This window comes from Achromobacter pulmonis (genome assembly GCF_902859765.1).
In the GTDB taxonomy this organism is placed as follows: Bacteria; Pseudomonadota; Gammaproteobacteria; order Burkholderiales; family Burkholderiaceae_B; genus Achromobacter; species Achromobacter pulmonis.
The window spans coordinates 1-20,059 of the sequence record NZ_CADIJV010000052.1 but is presented as its reverse complement, the minus strand read 5'-3'; the positions used below and the strand labels follow the sequence as shown (position 1 = coordinate 20,059).

The window sequence follows — 20,059 nt, the reverse complement described above, 5'->3', positions numbered from 1 at the left end:
GCCGTCGGCCGCGCCCGCCGCATGGCGCGCGGCCCCGGCCACCTGCGCCTGTCGCTGGAGGCGCGTTTCGCCACCCACTGGCTGCTGCCGCGCCTGGCGCGCTGGCGCGCCGCGCATCCGGAGCTGGAGCTGAGCTTCGACATCAGCGAACAGGTACGCGATTTCGAGGCCGACGACATCGACGCCGCCATCCGCTTCGGCGCCGGCCGCTACCCGGGGGCGCGGGCCGACCGCCTGTTCGCCACGACGCTGGCGCCGGTCGCCAGCCCCGCCTTGCTCGCCAGCGGCCCGGCCATCGCCGCGCCGCAAGACCTGGCGCACTATCCCTTGTGCCATATCGACTGCGTGGTCGACGGCATGGCCTGGCCCGATTGGAAAGCCTGGATGGCCGCCGCCGGCGTTGCCGGCTTCGACGATGGCCGCAGCCTGGCCTTTCCGGATTCCAGCCACGTGGCGCAGGCGGCGCTGGACGGCAGCGCCGTGGCCTTGCTGGAACCGGCCCTGATCGAAGCCGACCTGGCCAGCGGACGGCTGGTCAGGCTGTTCGACCGCGAGGTCGGCATGGCGCCGGATTTCGCGTATTACCTGGTGTACCCGGAGGGCAGCGCCGATGATCGGCGCCTGGTGGCTTTGCGGACCTGGCTGCGGCAAGCGGCGCAGCATCTTGCCAGCGCCTGACCCGCGGGGCGCGCCAGCGACAAATGGCGCCTGATGATGGGGCGCATTGGCCTGCGCGCCGGCTAGGACGTGACGTCCCGGCGATGGACGCAAACGAGGTGTGCGTACGCCGTTGCGCCGATCGCCTCATGGAACAGGTTCAAGACCGTCCCACGCCCTCCCGCACGCTCACCGCCAGCATTTGCGCCGTTGCCGCCGACAGCGTCCAACCCAGGTGCCCGTGGCCGGTGTTGTAGAACACGCCCGGCCGCTTGCCTGGCCCCACGCGCGGCATCATGTCGGGCATCATCGGCCGCAGACCGCACCACGGCACCACGCGCGCGGTGCGTACGCCGGGAAAGTGGCGGCGGGTCCAGTCCACCAGCGGCTGGATGCGTTCGGCGCGGATGTCCAGGTTGAAACCGTTGAACTCGGCGGTGCCGGCCACGCGGAAGCGGTCGCCCAGGCGGCTGGTGACGATCTTGGCGGCCTCGTCCAGCAGGCTCACGCTGGGCGCGGCGTCCTGGCTATCGGCGTCATCCAGGTGCACGCTGATCGAATAGCCCTTGACCGGATAGATGTTCAGCCGGTCGCCCAACTGCCTGGCGAACCGGCGGCTGGCGGCGCCGGCGCAGATCACGATGGCGTCGGTCTCGTGCGGCTCGCGCCGCGTGCCGTCCTCGCGCGCGACGTCCAGCACGTAGGGCCGGCCGTCGCGGCTGATGGCGCGGATGTCGGCATCCTGCTCGAACTGCACGCCGCGGCGCACGCAGGCTCGCGCCAGCCCACTGGTGAACTTGTGGATGTCGCCGGTGGCGTCGGACGGCGTGTAGAAGCCGCCGTGGCAGGGCGTGCGCAGCGTGGGCTCGATGGCGCGGATTTCCTGCGGCGTGACCGCGTGCCGATCCAGCCCGCCTTCGCGCAGCAACGCATTGGCGCGGCGCGCGGTCTCGAAGCTGGCGGCGTCGTGGTAGATGTGCAGGATGCCGCGGCGCTCCAGGTCGAAATCGATGCCTTCTTCCTCGGCCATGGCATACAGGTGCCGGCGCGCCTCGATCGCCATGCGCGTGGTGGCGATGGTGTTCTGGCGGTAGTTGCGGATCTGCCCCATGAACTGCGCCAGCCACGAATACTTGTGCCAGCTCGGGCGCGGGTTCAGCAGCAGCGGCGCGTCATGGCGGCCGAGCCAGCGCAGGCCCTTCATGATGGTGGCGGCGCTGTTCCAGACCTCGGCGTTGCTGGCGGACAACTGGCCGCCGTTGGCGTAGGAAGTCTCCATGGCGGGATAGCGCTGGCGGTCGTAGACGGTGACGTCGTAGCCCAGTTTGCTCAAGGCATAGGCGGACGTGACGCCGGTGATACCGGCGCCGATGATGGCGATGCGGGGCATGATGGCTCCAGATGGCGTGGCCACGACCCGATGATCGTGGCACCCCATCTGTCTCTGTACCTGAGAGCTTCACCCGGGCGCGGCGGCGCGGGTTCCCCTTCGGTGGGCGCCAGGCGCCTCTCTCCAGATTGTCTAGACCGCGCAGTCCTGTTGCCTGAGAGTTTCCGGGGCGGTTGCTCCGTCGGCGCCCGCCACGGGGCGGGACTCTTCTGCGGGGTTTTGAATCGACGAGGTGAGGATAGCCAAAATCCGTCGCGCGCGGGACCCAGGGTTAATACCAGGGTGGTGCGGGATTGGCTCTACACTGGGCGCCGACTCCGCCGGCACGGGCCGGCCCCAGCGATAGGACGATCCCGCATGCGCGCTCCGGCAACGCCCCGCATTTCCCTGTTGATTTCCGCCCTGGTGATGGCCCTGGCGCCGGCCGCCATGCTGGCGGCGCCAGCCACGGCTTCCCCGGCCACCGCGCCGTCCAGGGCCGGTACGCCCGCAGCCGGTACGCCCGCAGCCGGTATGCCCGCCAAGGCCGATCGTGCCACGGCTGCCGTCGACGCCGCCGTGGCCGAGGTCATGCGCCAGTACGGCATCGCCGGCATGGCCATCGGCGTCAGCCACAACGGCGAGCAGCGCTTCTTCAACTATGGCGACGCCTCGCGCCAGCCGCGCCGCGCGGTCTCCAGCGACACCCTGTTCGAGCTGGGATCGATCAGCAAGACCTTCACCGTCACGCTGGCCGCCTACGCGCAGGCCAGCGGCCGTCTGTCGCTGGACGACAGCCCCGCCAAATGGCTGCCCGAACTGCAAGGCAGCGAATTCGCCAGGCTGACGCTGGTAAACCTGGCCACGCACACCGCCGGCGGCTTTCCCCTGCAAGTGCCGGGCGCGGTGCAGAACACGGCGCAACTGATGGACTACCTCAAGGCCTGGACGCCGCGGTATGCGCCTGGCACCAAGCGCACCTACGCCAACCCCAGCATCGGCATGCTGGGCGTGGTGGCCGCGAGGGCATTGGGCCAGCCCTACGTCGCGGCGCTGGAGCAGGATCTGCTTCCCAAACTGGGCCTGCGCGACACCTACCTGGAGGTGCCGCCACGAAAAATGGCTGACTACGCCCAGGGCTACGACAAGCAGGACGCGCCGGTGCGCGTGAATCCCGGCGTGCTGGCCAACGAGGCTTATGGCGTGAAGTCCAGCGCCCGCGACATGCTGCATTTCGTCGAGATCAACCTGGGCACCGCGCCGGTCGACGCCAGGCTGGGGCGCGCGATCGCCGCCACCCACACCGGCTACTACCAGTTGGGCGCGATGACGCAGGATCTGATCTGGGAGCAGTACCGCTATCCGGTGTCGGTCGACGACCTGGTGCACGGCAATTCCGCCCAGGTCGCGTTCGAGACCCTGCCGGTCAAGGCGCTGCGGCCGCCGCTGGCGCCGCAGCAGGCAGCGTGGATCAACAAGACCGGCGCCACCAACGGCTTCGGCGCCTACGTGGCGTTCGTGCCGGCGCGCAAGCTCGGCATCGTGATCCTGGCCAACCGCAACTATCCCAACGAGGCGCGGGTGCGGCTGGCGCTTCAGGTGTTGAAGACGCTGGCGCCCTGAACGCCACGGACCCGAGGCGCCGGCCGCCCTTCAGGATGCGGCGGCCGCCTTGGCGCCATCGAAGGTCGGCAGCAACCCCATGATCTCCAGCCGCGCGCACAGCTCGCCCAGCCGCCGCAGCTTGTACGCCTCCACATCCACGCCGGCATAGTCGTAGAAGCCTTGCCCTTCGCGCAGGCCGTTGCGGCCCTGTTCCATGTTGCGCTCGATGATGGGCGGCGCCGCGAAACGCGCGTCGAGCGCGCCCGACAGGTAGCGCGAGGCATAGTAGAGAATGTCGCCGCCGCCCCAGTCGATGAACTCCAGCAGGCCCAACACCGAGAAGCGCAGGCCGAAGCCCAGCCGCACGGCGGTGTCGATGTCCTCGGCGCTGGCCACGCCTTCCTCGACCATGCGCGCCGCCTCGTTCATGGCCAGCGCCTGGATGCGCGGCACGATGTAGCCGGCGGCGGGCGCGCACTGCACCGGCGTCTTGCCGGCCAGGCGCAACACCGCCAGCAGGTCCTGCAAGGCAGCCGCGGTGGTGCGCGGGCCGGGGCTCACTTCCACCAGCGGGATCAGGCAGGCGGGATTGAGCCAGTGCGCGTTCAGGAAGCGCCCCGGCTCGGGCACCATGCCGGCCAGCTCGGTGACGAGAAAAGTCGAGGTGGTGGAGGCGATCACGCTGTCGGCCGCGCAGACGCGGCCGAGCCAGTCGAAGGTCTCGCGCTTGACGTCCAGCTGTTCGGGCACGGCCTCGAACACCACGCGGGCGCGGGCCAGATCGCCGGCCGCCTCGTCGCGCGCGACCAGCCGCACCCGGCCCAGCGCGGTTTCCGCCTGCGCCGCGTCCAGCAGCCCCAGCCGCGTCAGCGTAGCCATTTCGCGCCGCAGTCCGCCCTGCACCGCGGCGAAATACTCGGCGCGGGCGGCGCGCGGCTTGATGTCGATCAGCGTCACGTCCAGCCCCGCATGGATGTACGACAGCGTGATGCCGATGCCCATGCGGCCGGCGCCGGCCACGCACAAGGTCCCGTCCATGCTCATACCCCCCGGGCCAGTAGCGCGGCCATCGTGTCGCGCGAGAACTGCGCCAGCCCCAGCGACTCCAATGTGCGGCCCTCGGCGTACAGGTCGCGGCCGGTCACGGCAGCGGCCACGTTCAACAGGCCTAGCGCCACCGGCGTGGGTACGCCGGCCCAGCGTCCCAGTGACACCAGCAACGACAGGCCCAGGCGCGTGTCCTCCAGCATGTAGCGGTGCGTGGCCAGATCGATGGCCTCGCGCCAGTCGCCGCTGTCGGTCAGTTTGCCGTGGGCGCCGCGGCCATACATCCACTCATCGCCCGCGCTGGCGTAGTGGTCGGCCAGCGGGAAGTGCGGCGCGGCGTAGCCCAGCGCCGCGCGGATGGCGATGCGCTCGGCGTCCAGGGCGTCGGTCACGCGCCGGATCGACGGCTGCGTGCCTTCGTTGTGGATGTCCCAGCGCTCGAAGTGTTCGAGCGGACCGGCGTTCATCAGGATCAGCGGCGGATGGATCACCGGGCCGGCGTTCATCAGGGCGCCGGACAGCGCGTCCTCGACCGGCTCGATGCTGGGATAGGCCTGCGCCAGCGTCTCCAACGCCGGGCCGGCCAGCCGGCTCGGAAATACCCCGGTGGGCAGGCGCGTGGCGTAGGCGCTGATGACGACCCGGTCGCCATGCTTGCGCGCCAGGTAGGGCAGGGTGCCGGTCTCGGCGAAGGCGACCTCGGCCGGATTGCCGGCGTCGCGCAGGGCGCGGGCGAACAGGTAGCTGCCGAAGGTGCCGGGAGGCAGGAATACCACCTGGCCGTCGCGCAGGTGCGGCGCCAGCTCGGGCGCCAGCGCCGCGTGCGCGGTGGATGGCAATGGAATCACCAGCAGTTGCGCGTCTTCGGCGGCGCGGGCCAGGCCGGCCGCCAGTTCGATCTGGCCGGGCGCTTCGCCCAAGGCGATATGGCGGGTGCCGCGATAGTCGGTGACGGCCAGGGCGCCGGCGCGGCGCAGGCTGTCGAATGCCGCCGCATCGCGGCGCCACAGCCGCACCTGATGCCCTTTTTCCGCCAGGTCGGCGGCCGCCGCGTAGCAGCCGTGGCCGCCTCCAATTACCCCGATACGCATGATCAAGCTCCTTCGAGAGAGCCTTGATGCTAGCGGCGGCGCGCGCGCCGGACTGCGCGGCAGGCGCAAGCGGAATACGGAATCGGCAAGGGAATGCGCGGCGCGCGCCTCAACAGACGCGGGCGCGGCGCCGCCTGAGCGTGTCGGACGGCAGGCAGCCGTAGCGTTTGCGGTAGTGCGTGGCGAAATGGCCGAAGCTGGTCACGCCGCAGCGCAGCAGGATGTCGGTGACACTGTCGCCGTCGCCCGCCTCGGCCAGCGCGGCGTGCGCCAGCGCCAGGCGGCGGTTGCGCAGGTAGTCGCTGGGACTTTGCTGCAGGAATTGCGTGAAGCCATTCTGTAGTGTGCGGATCGACACGCCGCAATGCGCGGCCAGCTCGGGCAGCGCGATGGGCGCGTCGATGTGGTCTTCGATGTAGTCGCGTGCGCGCCGCACGTGCAGCGGCAGCGGCTGGCGCCGGTCGGCGCGCAGCGCCTCGGAGTAGTTGTGTGGCAGCTGCATCAGCAGCAGCGAGATGAGGTAATCGGAAAAGCCCGCCGCCAGCGTCTGCGTCACCCCTTCGATGGCGGGATGCTGATACAGCCGGCACAGGTAGGCCAGCGTTTCCTGCACCGCCGCCAGGCCGGCCGAGCCGGGCGCGGCCTCCAGGTCGAACACCAGCGCCTGCTTGAGCGGGCGCTCCAGCAGCTGTTGCAACTGGCGTTCCAGCGCTTGCCGTTCGACCCGCAGGATCAGGCTGCGGCAATCCTGGCCGATGCGCAGGATGCTGCGCTCGGACGGCGACGAGATGGTCAGGCCGCCTTCGCGCAGGGCGGCGCTGCGCTTGCCCAGCGTGACCTGGCCGGCGCCTTGCAGCGTGACGCGCACCAGGTAATAGCGGGCGATGTCGCCGGCGTCGATCTCGACCTCGGCGCCATAGTGCAGGTCGAACAGCGCGGCGCTGCCGAAGAACACGCCGTACAGCCGCGATTGCAGCGGGTCGCCGCGCGCCACGCACATGCGGTGCGACCACAGGTGCTGGCTGACCTGGTCGGTGATCTCGGAGAGATTGCCCGAATTCAACAGGCAATGGCGTTGCAGCGGATAGGTATCGTGGAACATGCTTTCCTGCGCCCCGGGAATAGCCGTTGCGCGCCCGGTATAGAGCCGGCCGGCGCAAAGGCCTACAACAGATGCAGCCATCGGAATGGCGAACCAGACAGCGGGACGCCGCCGCCGCCTCGACGCGGCCGGCGCGATCCCATTGCGATACAAGGGAAAAACATGACGGGCGATACCGGAACCGACGCGGTGCAAAAGCGCTATGCCTATGAGTGGTATGTCGTCCTGATCTGCATGCTAGCGTACATATTTTCGTTCGTCGACCGGCAGATCCTGGCCCTGATGATCGAGCCCATCAAGCGCGACCTGCAGCTCTCGGACACCCAGTTCAGCCTGCTGCACGGGCTGGCTTTTTCGCTGTTCTATGCCTTCATGGGCATTCCCATCGCGCTCTTGGCCGACCGCTGGTCGCGGCCCCGCATCATCGCCATCGGCGTGGCCTTCTGGAGCCTGGCGACCGCCGCCTGCGGCCTGTCGAAGAGCTTCGGCCAGATGTTCCTGGCGCGCATCGGCGTGGGCGTGGGCGAGGCCGCGCTGTCGCAGGCCACCTATTCCATGCTCAGCGACATGTTCCCGCGCCACAAGCTTGGCCGCGCGGTCGGCATCTATTCGATCGGCTCGTTCATTGGCGGCGGCCTGGCGTTCCTGATCGGCGGCTACGTCATCGACCTGCTCAAGAGCGTCGACAGTGTGCATGTGCCCGGGGTGGGCGCGCTGCGGCCATGGCAAGTGACGTTTTTCATCGTCGGCCTGCCGGGCGTGCTGGTGGCGTTGCTGATCCTGCTGACCGTGCGCGACCCGCAGCGCAAGGGCCTGCGCCACGATGCCGGCGGCGGTGTGCGGAAACCGGCGGCTGGCGACGTGTTCCGCTTCCTGGGCCACCATCGCGGCACCTTCTGCTGTCATTACCTGGGGTTCTCGTTCTACGCCATGATCCTGTTCTGCCTGCTGGGCTGGACGCCGGCCTTCTACATGCGCAAGTTCGGCCTGTCGCCGGTGCAGGCGGGCTACATGCTGGGCACGGTGGTGCTGGTGGCCAACACCGCCGGCGTTTTCTGCGGCGGCTGGCTGATGGACTGGCTGGCGCGGCGCGGCCATGACGATGCGCCGCTGCGCGCCGGCGTCATCGGCGCGATCGGCATGGCGCTGCCGGCCGTGGCCTTTACCCAGGTGGACGGGTTGTGGCTGTCGGTGGGCCTGCTGTTGCCTGCGATGTTCTTCGCTTCGTTTCCCATGCCGACTTCCACCGCCGCCATGCAGATCCTGCCGCCCAACCAACTGCGGGCCCAGGTGTCGGCGCTGTTCCTGCTGATCTCCAACCTGGTCGGGCTGGGTCTGGGCACCACGGCGGTGGCGCTGTTGACCGATCGGGTGTTCCACAATCCGGCGGCGGTCGGGCATTCCATGTCGCTGCTGATCGGCGTGGCCACGCTGGCATGCATCGGTCTGCTGGCGGCCGGTTGCGGCAAGTACCGCCGCAGCCTGGCGCGGGAAGAGGGCGAGCGCGCCACGCGGGCTGTCCCGGCGCCGGCCGCGCCGGCCCGCGCGCCTGTCGGGCAGACGCTGTGATGTCCCGATGCCGGGCGCGGCCTTTGCCATCGCGCAAACTCAGGCGGGCGGCTCAGCGCGGACGCGCGCCGCTCGGGCGATAATCGCGCGCATGACCTACCAACTTCTCAAAATGCTGCATGTCGCCGCCGTGGTTGCCTGGCTGTGCGGCTCCCTGTTCGTGTCGCTGTTCCTGCTGTCGTCGCAACCGCCCGACAGCGACGAGGCGCCCAAGGAACGCAAGATGCTGGGCGCGCTGCGCCGCTGGACCCTGTGCGTGACCACGCCGGCGATGGTGCTGGCCTGGCTGGTCGGGTTGCATCTGGCGGTGACGTTCGGCTGGTTCGCCATGACCTGGATCTGGATCAAGATCGCGCTGGCGCTGGCGCTGTCGGCCTTGCTCGGGGTGCAGAGCGCGGCGCTGCGGCGCCAGGCGCAAGGCAGCGCCCGGCGCGCGCCGTTGGTGGACCTGTACGCGCCGTTCACCGTGATCGCGGCGGCGGTGATCGTGACGCTGGTGGTGGTCAAGCCATTCTGAACGAATGTTCCGGGCCGCGCCGCCGCGGCGTCCGCGTCAGCGCAGCGCCGAGATCAGGCTGTCGAATTGCTGCGCTTCCAGCCGCGCGCGTTCCGCGGTCAACTGGCGCACGGCCAGTTGATGGGCGCGGAAGCGGTCGAGCAGGCTGTCGCGATCGAACACGATCTCGTTGCGCGCCACGCGCCACGAGCGGCGGTTGTCGTCGAGCAGGTTGATCATCTGCGCGTACTGGTCCAGCATCTGGCGCTCCAGTTCCCAGTTGCGCGCCAGCGAGGCCTTCTGCCGCGGCCGCGCCTTGATCGCGCCCTCGACCATCTGGTTCTTCTGCTGCTCGCTCAGATCGAGCGAACGGAGGATGGCGGGCACGTCCGCCAGCAGCCGCTGGTTTTGCTGGCTGTATTTCTGCACCACGTGTTGCGCTTGCTCCAGGATCAGCCGGCTCTCGATCAGGCCGCGGTCGCGCGCGAGCCGGTTGGGGATGAACAGCTCGGACAGCCGCGCCTCGTCCAGTTCCGTCATGTAGGCGCGGTACTGCGCCACGCGCTGGCGCAGGATGATCTTCATGCCGCGCTCGATTTCGCCGTACATGCCACGGGCCTTGGGCGTGGTGTCGATGTCCGGTATATCGCCGGGCGGATTGTCGGGCGCGTCGAGCACCGCGCGCATCCATTCGCCGGTGCGGCGGAGCTCGGCCATGGCGGTCGCCCTTTGCGCGTCGCGATAGGCGCCCAGGCCGGCCAGGACGGCGCCCGCCACCAGCAGCACCAGGCCGGTGGCGAACGCGATGCGCATGCGGTGCAGCGGCGTGCGCAGGCGCTTGAACGGCGACAGCGCCAGGATCGCGACGATGGCCGGCAACAGCAGCATCAGCGCGCAGCCGATCGCGGCGCCGATCCGGTAGCTGAGCGTTTCGGCGGCGTCGCCCGGCGCCGGCGTGTTGCGGCCGCTGAGGACCAGCAGGGCCAGCCACAAGCCGATGTACAGGAACCCGGTGGCGGCGCGCAGCGCGGGGCTGGGCCGTGGCGCTGCGGGGCGAGCGGGGGGCGCGAAGATCGGCGTGTCGGCGCCCGGCGGACTCAGGGTGGGTTCTCTACGCGTGTCCACGATGGGCGGCGATAATGAAATATTTGGTATTGGATGTTACAGTGCGGGCGTATCAGGCGCAATGCGGCTCACGCTTCCAGATTATCCATTCGCCTTCGCCGGCGAAGTGGCGCGGGCCTTGCGCGATGGCCGCCAGCCCCGCGCGCAGCGCGCGCGGGTCCCGGTCCGGCATGTGCCGCAGCAGGGCCGCCGGCAAGGCATCGGGGTCGAGGTGCTCCAGGCTGAACTCCACCGCCATCAGCGTGCCCGCGTCGCGTACCCGGATGTACCAGAGGCTCTCCATGTAGTCGCCGTACCATGGGTCCGGAAACAGCGCCGGCGTGAAGCGCAAGCCGAATTCGCAGATGTCGTTCCAGGGCCAGGACTGGCGCCGGCCGCCCGCGCCATCCGGGCCGAGCGCGCGGGTGAAGCCGGCTTCGTCGAAGCGGATGGTTTCGGCATAGGGATCGGGCGGGACGGGCGGACCGGCGAACAGGCGTCTGAGCAGCGACCACATAGGGCAGAAGGGGCAACGTCGATGGCTGCAGTGTAGCGGCGGCCATGGCGTCCCGGCAGGCGCTGCGCAAGAGAGATTGCCGCAAGATTGTTACAAGCATTGATACACATCAATCCTGCGCGTCGCGGTGCGCGTTAGGGTTGAGGTTTTTCCTGACGGGTCGCCGGCGACTGCCTGGCCATCCGGCATCGCCCCCACGCGCAGCAAGGACAGTACTGATGACAGACAAGACCCCGCAAGTTTCCGAGCAGAACCCGGCCGCCGACGGCCAGGCCGCGACGCGTCCGCAACGTCCCGCCAAGCGCACCGCCCGCGCGGCGCGGTCCAGCGCGTCCGGCGCCGCCAAGGCCGGCCAGGCGGCAGTGGCCGCCAATGGCGCCACCGCCGCGCGCCGGCCCGCGGCTGGCACCGCCTCGCCCGCCGCCATGCCCGCCATCGAGCCAGCCATCCAGGCGCACAAGCGCGTCAATGCGCGCGCGACCGCGGCGCGCCAGGAAACCACCGCGGTGCTGGCCGACATCGCCCGCCGCTATCGGGTCGGCGACTCCGGCGAGGCGCACGCGGCGTTGCGCTCGGTGATCGAGGAACTGTCGCCCGATGACGCGATCGCGGTGCAGCGCGCGCTGCTCGAAGCCAACGCGCAGGCCGGCGGCGCCCGCCGTAATCCCGACGAGGAACTGGCGACCGACTGGCGCGAAGGCATTTATCCCTACCGCCATCGCATGCTGCGGCGCAATTATGAAAAGCAGAAGTACGCCCTGCAGGTCGAGTTGCTGAAGCTGCAGGCCTGGGTCAAGGCCACCGGCCAGCGCGTGGTGATCCTGTTCGAGGGCCGCGACGCGGCCGGCAAGGGCGGCACCATCAAGCGCATGATGGAACACTTGAACCCGCGTGGCGCGCGCGTGGTGGCGCTGGAAAAGCCGTCCGACACCGAGCGCGGCCAATGGTATTTCCAGCGCTACGTGCAGCACCTGCCCACCGCTGGCGAGATCGTGATGTTCGACCGTTCCTGGTACAACCGCGCCGGCGTCGAACGCGTGATGGGCTTTTGCTCGCAGGACGAATACCTGCAGTTCCTGCGCCAGGTGCCCGATTTCGAGCGCCACCTGGTCACCAGCGGCATCCACCTGGTCAAGTTCTGGTTCTCGGTCAGCCAGCAGGAGCAGCGCCGCCGCTTCCTGCAGCGCAAGGTGCATCCGCTCAAGCAATGGAAGCTCAGTCCGGTGGACCTGGCCTCGCTCGACAAGTGGGACGACTACACCCGCGCCAAGGAGGCGATGTTCGCGCACACCGACACCGCCGACGCGCCCTGGATCGTGGTCAAGTCCGACTGCAAGAAGCGCGCGCGCCTGAACGCCATGCGCTACGTATTGAGCCGCCTGCCGTACGAAGGCAAGAGCGGCCTGCCGGAGCTGGCGCTGGACCCGCTGATTGTGGGAAGGGCGCTGTAGCGGGCCCGCCGCGCCGGCCGCCTCACTTGCCCCGCATCTGATCGATCAGGCGCCGGTCGCGCTTGGTCGGCCGGCCGGCCGCGATGTCCAGCGCCGGTTCGGGCGCCAGGCGCCGCATCTCGGCCGCGCGCGCGCGCGCGGCCACGCTTTCCGGGGTTTCCTCGTACAACTGGCGCGCCACCGGCGCCGGACCGCGCACGCCGCTGACCGCCACCACGCGCACGTGCAGCGCCGGATCTTCCTTGCGGATGCTGACCAGGTCACCCGGGCCGACCTCGCGCGCCGGCTTGGCCGGCTGGCCATTGACCTGCACCCGGCCCTTGCCGATTTCATCCACCGCCAGGCTGCGCGTCTTGTAGAAGCGCGCCGCCCAGAGCCATTTGTCGAGCCGTATCTTGTCCATTGCCGCCATCGCGATATTGCGCCATCAAGCGCACATGATAGCGGCAGGCGTCATGCCGGCGTGTCGCGCAGCAGCGCGGCGAAGGCGCTGGCGGGCAGGGCGCGGCTGAACAGGAAGCCCTGCATCGCATCGCAGCCTTCCTCGATCAGCATTTCGCGTTGCGCCTCGGTCTCCACGCCTTCGGCCAGCGTGCGCATGCCCAGCGAATGCGCCAGGCGCACCACGCCGCGGATCACGGCAGTGGCAGTGGGGACCTTGCCCAGCGCCCAGACGAACGACTGGTCGATCTTGAGCGTATCGATCGGCAGGCGCGCCAGGTAGGCCAGGCTCGAATAACCCGAGCCGAAATCGTCCAGGGACGCCGAAATGCCGGCCTCGCGCAGCGCGGCCAGGATGGCGGAGGCCTTTTCCACGTCGCTCATCAACGAATTCTCGGTGACTTCCACGTCCAGCAGCGTCGGCGGCACGCCGTGCCTGCGGGCCAGGCGCACGATGGTGTCCGCCAGATCCGGCGCCACCAGCTGGCGCGCCGACAGATTGAAGGAAATGCGCGGCACCGGCAGGCCTTCGGCCAGCCATTCGCTGATGTGCAGGCAGGTGGCGTTGGCCACCCACTCGGTCAGGGCCGGCTCCAGTGGCGAGTCCAGGAGCACGTCCAGGAACGCGGCCGGCGCCAGCAGCCCGCGGGTCGGATGACGCCAGCGCAGCAGCGCCTCGGCGCCGCACAGCGACGCGTCGTGCATGCTGATCTGCGGCTGGAAGTGCAGTTCGAACTGGTTGTTGTTCAGCGCGTCCTGGATGTCGCCGCGCAGCGACAGGCGCGCGCCCAGGCCCTGCATCAGCTCGCGATGGTAGACCCGTACCTGGAAGCGCCCGGCCGACTTGGCCGCGTACATGGCCGCGTCGGCGTAGTTCAGCAGCATTTCGGCCGATTCGCCAGGGGCATTCATCAGGGCGATGCCGATGCTGGCGCCGAGCGAGACCGAGCGGCCGTGGATATCGCTGGGCCGCGCCAGCGAATTCAGGATCGAATTGGCCAGCGCCTCGGCCGCGCGCTCGTTGGTCCCGCGCAAGACCAGCAGGAATTCGTCGCCGCCGACCCGCGCGCAGAAGATCGAGGGCGTCAGGAACCTGCGCAGGCGCTCGGCCACGTCGCACAGCAGCAGGTCGCCCTCGGCATGGCCGAAGGCGTCGTTGACTTCCTTGAAACGGTCCAGATCCAGAAACAGCACCGCCAGCGTGGCGCCCTGCGCGGCCAGCGCGGGCTCGGCCTCGGCGATGGCGGTCGAGAGCGTGTCCATGCACTGGCGCCGGTTGGGCAGGCCGGTCAGGTAGTCGTGGTTGGCCTGGTACCTGAGCTGCGCGCTTTCCTCGCGTTCGCGCGAGACATCGCGCAACAGCACCAGCAGGCCGCCGTCATGCGGAAAGGCGCGCGCCTCGAACCAGCTCGCCAGCGGCGCATGGTAGCCGGTGTGGCTCGCGGGGCGGCCGGTCTGCAGGGCGCCGCGGCAGGCGTCGTAGTAGCCAGTCCCGACCAGCTCCGGACAGGCGTCCCACAGGCCGTGCCCGATCAGGTCGGGCCTGCTGCGTCGCAGCAGTCGTTCGGCGCCAGGGTTGAGATAACGGACACGCCAGTCGCGGTCCAGCGACAGCAGGCCGTCGGCGAGCGCGTCGAGCGTGGCGCCGTCGGCGCCGGCCGCGATGGCGGCGGCGGAGGGGGAAGCGTCGTGGCTATCGTGGTTCATCTCGTTGCGCATATCCCTGGGCACGATCAATGTGCTGTTTTATCGCATCGCTAGGCCGCCGTAAAACCAAAAAAAGCGCCCCGTGAGGCGCCCAAGACCGGCAATCCGGCGGACGGGCATGCGCCCGTCCGTTCTCAATCCATTTTCAATCCGGCTTCCTTGACCACGCGCTGCCATTTCTCGATCTCGGCGCGGCGGAAGGTGTCCAGTTCGGCCGGCGTCGAGCCGATCGGCTCGGCGCCGATGCCCGCGAGCTGCTCGGCGATCTGCGGATCCTTCAGCACCTTGGCCAGTGCCTGCGAGACCTGGTTGATGATTTCCGGCGGCGTGCCGGCGGGCGCGAACACCGCGTTCCATTCGTAGGTTTCGTAGCCGGGCACGCCCGACTCGGCGATGGTGGGCAGATCCGGCGCGGCCTTGGAGCGTTCCGAGCCGCCCACGGCCACCGCGCGCAGCTTGCCGTTCTTCACGTGTTGCCAGGCCGAGCCCATGCTGGCGAACATCACCGGCACCTGGCCCGACATGACGTCGATCATGGCCGGGCCGCCGCCCTTGTAGGCGACGTGCTGCAGCTGGGTCTTGGCCAGCAGGTTGAACAATTCGCCGGCCAGGTGCTGGGCCGAGCCGGGGCCGGCCGAGGCGAAGTAGACCGGTTCCTTGGCGCCCGGTTGGCCCAGGCGGATCAGGTCGGCCACGGTCTTGACTTCGTACGACGGCGTCACCACCAGCACGTTCGGCACGCGCAGCAGCAACGACACCGGCGCGAATGCGGTCAACGTGTCGAACTGCATCTTGGTGTGCAGCGCCGCGTTCTGCGCGTGGTTGGAGGCGTCCAGCATCAGCGTATAGCCGTCGGGCTGGGCCTTGGCGACCGCCGCGCCGCCGATCATGCCGCCGGCGCCGCCACGGTTTTCAATGACCACCGGCTGGCCCAGCTCGGCCGCCAGCTTGGGGCCGATCAGGCGGGCCACTACGTCCACCGTGCCGCCGGGCGGATAGGTCACGACCAGCGTGACGGGGCGCTCGGGATAGGCGGCGCTGGCCGCGCCTGCGGCGCCGGCCAGCATGCCGGCGGCGGCCAGCAGGCTGACGCGGCGCGCGAAGCGTTTGAACAGAGGGGTCATTGGGAGTCTCCTTGGAATTGGAATAGTCGCAATGGCGTGTCGGCCAGTACGGCGCGCCGTTGCGCGGGGTCGTCGATCCAGTCGTCCAGCCACTGCGTGGCCGCGGGGTAGGACGCCAGGTGGCGATGCTCGGTATGGGGCCAGTCGCTGCCCCACATGAGGCGGGCGGGGCCGCAGGCATTCAGCAATTGCCGCGCGGCCTCGCGGCCGGACGTGGCACAGGCCGGGCCGCTCCAGTTGCGGTAGGGGGCCGACAGCTTGACCCAGACCTGGCCGCTGGCGGCCTGCCGCAGCAGGTACTGGAAACCCGGGTCGGCCACGCCCAGCGCCGGATCGGGGCGGCCGAAGTGATCGACCACCACGCGGCAGCCGGCCCGCAGTAGGGCCGGCAGGATATCGGCCAGGCGCGAGGCCTGCAGATGGAGCTCGACATGCCAGTCGAGCGCGTTGATGCGTTCGAGCAGGTGACGCCAGGCGGGCGCGGCCAGGTCGGGCAGGGCCAGGCCGATCAGGTTCAGGCGGATGCCGACCACGCCGGCCGTGGCCAGCGCGCGCAGCGCCGCATCGTCGATGGCGGGGTCCACCACCGCCACGCCCCGCAGCCGCGCCGGCGCGGCGCGCAGCGCCTCGACCAGGTGGCTGTTGTCGGTGCCCAGGAAGCTGGGCTGCACCAGCACGCCGTGCGACAGCCCGTGCGCATCCAGCAGGCCCAGATATTGGGCCAGCGTGGCATCGTAGTCGGGCGTGTGGCGGCGCGTGTCCGCCAGCGCCAGGCCCTGGTGAAAGACATGGGCGTGGGCGTCGACGGCGGGGCCGGTGACCGGTGGGGGCAAGGCTGTCTCCTGCGAGGTGCTGTGCATGCCCCAATGGGGTGCGCAGCTGTCGGGTTCTATGAGCGGAATTCTAGGCAGAAGGGGTATAGTTTTCTATTCTGTGAAACTGCTTTATTCATATTGGATTGATATGGAAACCCGGCACCTGCGCTACTTCCTCGCCGTGGTCGACCACGGCAGCGTCAGCCGCGCCTCGGAATGGCTGGGCATTGCCCAGCCGGCCCTGAGCCAGGCGCTGGGCCGCATGGAAAAGGACTTGGGGGTGCGCCTGTTCGAACGCTCGCGTCAGGGTTCCTCGCCCACGCCGGCGGCGCTGGCCATCCTGGAGGACGTGCGCGCCAGCATCGCCCGCATCGACGCCGCCACGCGCCGCGCCCGCGAGATCGGCCGCGGCAGCGCCGGCCAACTGACGGTGGGGCTGGTGTCCTCGGCGCTGTTCAACACCTTGCCACGGGCACTGCGCGAACTGCGGCGGCAGGCGCCCGGCGTGCGCGTGATCCTGCGCGAGATGAGCAACGCCGAGCAGGCCGAGGCCCTGCAGACCGGCGAGATCGACATCGGCCTGATGCACACGCCGGTGGCGCTGGGCGGCCGCATGCGCGAGCGCCAGCTGTTGCGCGAGCGGCTGGTGGCGGCGGTGCCGGACGAGTTCGACGTGGCCGCCGACGGCCAGGTGTCGATGGCGCAGATCGCGCAGGCGGGTCTGGTGATGTATCCGCAGTCGCAGCTGCCGGCGTTCTACGCCGACATCCTCGATGCCATGCGCAAGGGCGGCCATGACGCCCATGTGGCGCAGGAGGCCAACCGCACGCTCACCGTGCTGGCCTGCGTGGCCGGCGGCTGTGGGGTGGCGCTGCTGCCCAGCTGGATCCGGTCGATGGATTTCCGGGGCGTGCGCTTTTGCGAAGTGCGCGATGGCGAGCGCCTGCCCAGCTTCGACCTGAGCGCCATCTGGCCGGCCCGCTCGGTGCCGACGCTGGCGGACCTGTTCGCCAATCTGGACCTGGGCGGCGACTGAGCGTTCAATCCGTCCGACGCACACTTAAGCCACGCTTAAGACGGCGTTTTCGCCGGAACCGCGGCGCCCCTGACGTTCTAAACAGAAACAACGTCAGAGGGGCGGTTCATGGATCTGGACTGGCAGCAGCAGTTGTGGCAAAGCGCGCTGTGGATGGCGCGCGCATTCGGCATCAGCGCCGTGGCGTTGGCGCTGGTCGCATTCGCGCTGTCGCGCGGGACCGACTGGGGGCGCAAGTTCTGGCGCCTGGCCTGGCCCTACCTGACGCCGCGCCGCAGTTGGCGCCCGCTGCTGACGCTGGCCGCGCTGCTGTTCCTGGCGATGTTCGCGGTCCGCATGACGGTGCTGTTCTCGTTCTGGTACAACGGCTTCTACAGCGCCCTGCAGGCGCTCGACGCGAACGCGTTCTGGCATTTCCTCGGCATTTTCGCGGTGCTGGCGACGGTGCACGTGGTGCGCACGCTGATCGACAGCTACGCCGGCCAGGCCTTCGACATCCATTGGCGCGTCTGGCTCAACGACCGCCTGACCGGCGACTGGCTCGACGCGCGCGCCTACTATCGCGGCCATTTCGTCGATGAGCCGGTGGACAACCCCGACCAGCGCATCGAACAGGACATCGCCGCGTTCGTGACCGGCTCGCGCACGCTGGCGATCGGCGCGCTCAGCGCCGTGGTGTCGCTGGTGGCGTTCACCGCCATCCTGTGGAACCTGTCCGGCGCACTGGACGTGGCCGGCGTGGAGATTCCGCGCGCCATGGTCTTCATGGTGTACCTGTATGTCATTGTCGCCACGCTGTTCGCCTTTCGCATCGGCCGGCCGTTGATTCTGCTGAACTTCCTGTCCGAACGCCTCACCGCCAACTTCCGCTATGCGCTGCTGCGCCTGCGCGAGAACGCCGAGAACGTCGCGTTCTATCAGGGCGAGGCGGTCGAGCGGCGCACGCTGTGGACGCGCTTTTCGGCCTACATCGCCAACCTGTGGGCGCGGGTCTACCGGGGGCTGAAGTTCGATGGCTTCAACCTGGTGGTGAGCCAGGTGGCGGTGGTGTTTCCGTTTCTGCTGCAGGCGCAGCGCTTTTTCAGCGGCGCGATCAAGCTGGGCGACGTAATGCAGACGTCGCAGGCGTTCGGGCAGGTGCAGGATTCGCTGTCATTTTTCCGCACCTCTTACGATGCCTTCGCGCAGTACCGCGCCACACTCAACCGCCTGGCGGGCTTTCTCGACGCCAACGCGGCGGCGCGGGCGCTGCCGGCGATCGAGGCGCAACCCTTGCCCGACGCCTTGGAGATCGCCAGCCTGGAGGTGTCGCGTCCTGATGGCCACGTGCTGCTGCGGCATCTGGACTTGGCGTTGCGGCCGGGGCAGGCATTGCTGATCAAGGGGCCTTCCGGCAGCGGCAAGACCACGTTGCTGCGCGCCTTGGCGGGCCTGTGGCCCTATGCGCGGGGCGTGGTGCGGCGGCCGCAGGGCACGGCGGCGCTGTTCCTGTCGCAGCGTCCCTATCTGCCGCTGGGCACGCTGCGCGATGCCGTGGCCTACCCGGGACATGCCAGGGCCGACGACGATGCGCGCCTGGCGGCGGCGTTGCGCGCAGTGAACCTGGGCCACCTGGCCGGACGGCTTGAGCACGAGGCCGACTGGTCGCGCATCCTGTCCATCGGCGAACAGCAGCGCGTGGCGTTCGCGCGCGTGCTGTTCAACCGGCCCGCCATCGTATTCCTGGACGAGGCGACCTCGGCCACCGATGAAGGGCTGGAGCACATGCTCTACGGCCTGCTGCGCGAGCACTTGCCGCAGGCCATGCTGGTCAGCGTCGGCCATCGCAGCACGCTTGACGCCTTCCATACGCACCGGCTGGACCTGGATGGCGCGGGCGGCTGGGCGGTGGCCGCCATGGACGCGACGGACGTGATCGACCCGGCGCCGCCGCGCGGCCTGGCGGCGGCCTAGCGGCGTCCGTGTCGCCGCTGGCCGGGTGCGAGGCGCGGGCTCAGGTGCCGACCCGCAGCGGGCTGGTCAGCTTGCGCAGCGCTGCGATCACGCTTTGCGCGGTGATGCGGCCGGTCTTGGGATTGGCCGACGGGATGTTCTGGATCTCCATCGAGAACGAGGCCGAATCGGACACCACCTCGACGCGGTGCACGTTGCGCTCGAGCGACGGGTCGGCCCAGATCTCCAGGGTGGTGCGGTCCGGGCCGATGCCGGCCAGCGACACGCTCACGGCCACGTTCAGGTTGGCCGGAAAGCCCGCCGCCGCTTCGCGCGGCGAGCCGCGAAAGATCAGGCGCGGTTCGGTGATGCCGTCGATGTCGATGTTGTTGTCGGTCAGGTAGGGCGCGCCCAGCAGGCCGCGCACCGGCTTGCGCGTGATCATCGTCACCGAGTGGATCTCGCCCTCGGCGGCGGCGGTGATCGCGTCCAGGCCCAGGATGGCGCCGGAAGGCACCAGGATCTGGCCCTGGTGGCGGCGCGCCAGCTCAATCAGGTCGTCGTGGCGCAGCAGCGCGCCGGCGCTCAGCACCACCAGCTTCTTGCCGGCCTTGAGCACCGGCTCGGCCAGTTCGCGGAACACGGCGGCGGGGGCGCATTCGACGACGACGTCGCAATGCCCGGCAAGGTCGCCGAGGGTGGTGAACCGCGGGCTGGCGGTGCGCCACGCCACGGCGGGCGCGGCGCGGGGGTCGCGCACCGCCACGGCGGCCAACGTCAGCCCGGGCAGGCCGGCATCCAGGGATTGCGCCACGGCCTGGCCGATGGCGCCGAAGCCGGCGATGCCGACACGGTAGCTATTCATGAGGAATCCGGAAGAAAAGGGATCGCGGCGCGCCGCGAGGTTGGCAGGCCGGCCGGCGGCGGCAGGGCCGGCCAGGGTCGGCGGTCACTGTAGCGAGGGGGCGGGCGGGCGTCAATTGGCGCGGGCCGCCG

18 protein-coding genes and 2 riboswitches are annotated in these 20,059 nt (G+C 69.6%); of the genes, 7 read left to right on the top strand and 11 right to left on the bottom strand.

The features are described from left to right. Positions 1 to 678: LysR substrate-binding domain-containing protein (locus HV701_RS25285; RefSeq protein WP_175135744.1), on the top strand; the 678-nt coding region annotated here is incomplete at its 5' end. 139 nt (positions 679 to 817) lie between these two features. Here HV701_RS25285 and HV701_RS25280 read toward each other — a convergent pair. Beyond that, on the bottom strand, positions 818 to 2,047 hold the full coding sequence (locus HV701_RS25280) for a D-amino acid dehydrogenase (protein WP_175135743.1): 1,230 nt from the start codon (positions 2,045 to 2,047) through the stop codon (positions 818 to 820). Positions 2,048 to 2,091: 44 nt separating this feature from the next. Beyond that, a riboswitch (glycine riboswitch) is annotated at positions 2,092 to 2,178 on the bottom strand. A gap of 1 nt (position 2,179) precedes the next feature. Then, a riboswitch (glycine riboswitch) is annotated at positions 2,180 to 2,269 on the bottom strand. 135 nt (positions 2,270 to 2,404) lie between these two features. Here HV701_RS25280 and ampC point away from each other — a divergent pair. Next, the gene (gene ampC / locus HV701_RS25275; protein ID WP_254595252.1) at positions 2,405 to 3,649 is read left to right on the top strand and encodes a class C beta-lactamase; all 1,245 of its coding nucleotides are present in this window, start codon (positions 2,405 to 2,407) and stop codon (positions 3,647 to 3,649) included. Between the two features lie 30 nt (positions 3,650 to 3,679). Here ampC and HV701_RS25270 read toward each other — a convergent pair whose 3' ends face one another. The 3 genes from HV701_RS25270 to HV701_RS25260 all read right to left on the bottom strand — a co-directional run bounded on the left by HV701_RS25270 (position 3,680) and on the right by HV701_RS25260 (position 6,871). After that, positions 3,680 to 4,669, bottom strand: coding sequence for a 3-hydroxybutyryl-CoA dehydrogenase (locus HV701_RS25270; RefSeq protein ID WP_175135746.1), 990 nt, complete (start codon positions 4,667 to 4,669; stop codon positions 3,680 to 3,682). 2 nt (positions 4,670 to 4,671) lie between these two features. Continuing rightward, the gene (locus HV701_RS25265) at positions 4,672 to 5,769 is read right to left on the bottom strand and encodes an NAD/NADP-dependent octopine/nopaline dehydrogenase family protein (RefSeq protein WP_175135742.1); all 1,098 of its coding nucleotides are present in this window, start codon (positions 5,767 to 5,769) and stop codon (positions 4,672 to 4,674) included. Between the two features lie 109 nt (positions 5,770 to 5,878). Continuing rightward, the gene (locus HV701_RS25260) at positions 5,879 to 6,871 is read right to left on the bottom strand and encodes an AraC-like ligand-binding domain-containing protein (RefSeq protein WP_175135741.1); all 993 of its coding nucleotides are present in this window, start codon (positions 6,869 to 6,871) and stop codon (positions 5,879 to 5,881) included. A gap of 162 nt (positions 6,872 to 7,033) precedes the next feature. Here HV701_RS25260 and HV701_RS25255 point away from each other — a divergent pair, with 162 nt between their 5' ends. Both HV701_RS25255 and HV701_RS25250 read left to right on the top strand, forming a co-directional pair. Continuing rightward, positions 7,034 to 8,440 carry a spinster family MFS transporter gene (locus HV701_RS25255; RefSeq protein ID WP_175135740.1) on the top strand — a complete coding sequence of 469 codons (1,407 nt, stop codon included), beginning with the start codon at positions 7,034 to 7,036 and terminating at the stop codon, positions 8,438 to 8,440. 91 nt (positions 8,441 to 8,531) lie between these two features. Continuing rightward, complete coding sequence (locus HV701_RS25250; RefSeq protein WP_175135739.1) at positions 8,532 to 8,957, top strand: CopD family protein; 426 nt, start codon at positions 8,532 to 8,534, stop codon at positions 8,955 to 8,957. 36 nt (positions 8,958 to 8,993) lie between these two features. On the opposite strand, the gene HV701_RS25245 is transcribed toward HV701_RS25250, so the two are convergent. Next, positions 8,994 to 10,061 (bottom strand): hypothetical protein, encoded by a 1,068-nt coding sequence (locus tag HV701_RS25245; RefSeq protein ID WP_175135738.1) that lies wholly within the window; start codon positions 10,059 to 10,061, stop codon positions 8,994 to 8,996. Between the two features lie 52 nt (positions 10,062 to 10,113). Beyond that, entirely contained in the window at positions 10,114 to 10,557 is a 444-nt protein-coding gene (locus HV701_RS25240; protein ID WP_175135737.1) for a hypothetical protein, read from the bottom strand. A gap of 218 nt (positions 10,558 to 10,775) precedes the next feature. Between HV701_RS25240 and ppk2 the strand changes: the two genes are divergently transcribed. Then, on the top strand, positions 10,776 to 12,008 hold the full coding sequence (ppk2, locus tag HV701_RS25235) for a polyphosphate kinase 2 (RefSeq protein WP_175135736.1): 1,233 nt from the start codon (positions 10,776 to 10,778) through the stop codon (positions 12,006 to 12,008). 22 nt (positions 12,009 to 12,030) lie between these two features. Here ppk2 and HV701_RS25230 read toward each other — a convergent pair whose 3' ends face one another. From HV701_RS25230 to HV701_RS25215, 4 genes are all read right to left on the bottom strand, one after another. Next, positions 12,031 to 12,411, bottom strand: a complete 381-nt coding sequence (locus HV701_RS25230; RefSeq protein ID WP_175135735.1) for an RNA-binding S4 domain-containing protein — start codon at positions 12,409 to 12,411, stop codon at positions 12,031 to 12,033. A 50-nt stretch (positions 12,412 to 12,461) separates the two neighbouring features. After that, the gene (locus tag HV701_RS25225) at positions 12,462 to 14,156 is read right to left on the bottom strand and encodes a putative bifunctional diguanylate cyclase/phosphodiesterase (protein ID WP_244957826.1); all 1,695 of its coding nucleotides are present in this window, start codon (positions 14,154 to 14,156) and stop codon (positions 12,462 to 12,464) included. A gap of 134 nt (positions 14,157 to 14,290) precedes the next feature. After that, the gene (locus tag HV701_RS25220; protein WP_175135734.1) at positions 14,291 to 15,280 is read right to left on the bottom strand and encodes a tripartite tricarboxylate transporter substrate binding protein; all 990 of its coding nucleotides are present in this window, start codon (positions 15,278 to 15,280) and stop codon (positions 14,291 to 14,293) included. Then, positions 15,277 to 16,140: an amidohydrolase family protein gene (locus HV701_RS25215; RefSeq protein ID WP_175135733.1), complete on the bottom strand. Its 864-nt coding sequence runs from the start codon at positions 16,138 to 16,140 to the stop codon at positions 15,277 to 15,279. Before HV701_RS25215 ends, HV701_RS25220 begins: the two co-directional genes overlap by 4 nt. Positions 16,141 to 16,243: 103 nt before the next feature. On the opposite strand from HV701_RS25215, the gene HV701_RS25210 reads away from it, so the two are divergent. Both HV701_RS25210 and HV701_RS25205 read left to right on the top strand, forming a co-directional pair. After that, complete coding sequence (locus HV701_RS25210; protein ID WP_175135732.1) at positions 16,244 to 17,131, top strand: LysR family transcriptional regulator; 888 nt, start codon at positions 16,244 to 16,246, stop codon at positions 17,129 to 17,131. A 108-nt stretch (positions 17,132 to 17,239) separates the two neighbouring features. Beyond that, on the top strand, positions 17,240 to 19,084 hold the full coding sequence (locus HV701_RS25205; RefSeq protein ID WP_175135731.1) for an ABC transporter ATP-binding protein/permease: 1,845 nt from the start codon (positions 17,240 to 17,242) through the stop codon (positions 19,082 to 19,084). A gap of 40 nt (positions 19,085 to 19,124) precedes the next feature. Here HV701_RS25205 and HV701_RS25200 read toward each other — a convergent pair whose 3' ends face one another. Beyond that, entirely contained in the window at positions 19,125 to 19,928 is an 804-nt protein-coding gene (locus HV701_RS25200; protein ID WP_175135730.1) for an aspartate dehydrogenase, read from the bottom strand. Positions 19,929 to 20,059 lie beyond the last annotated feature (131 nt).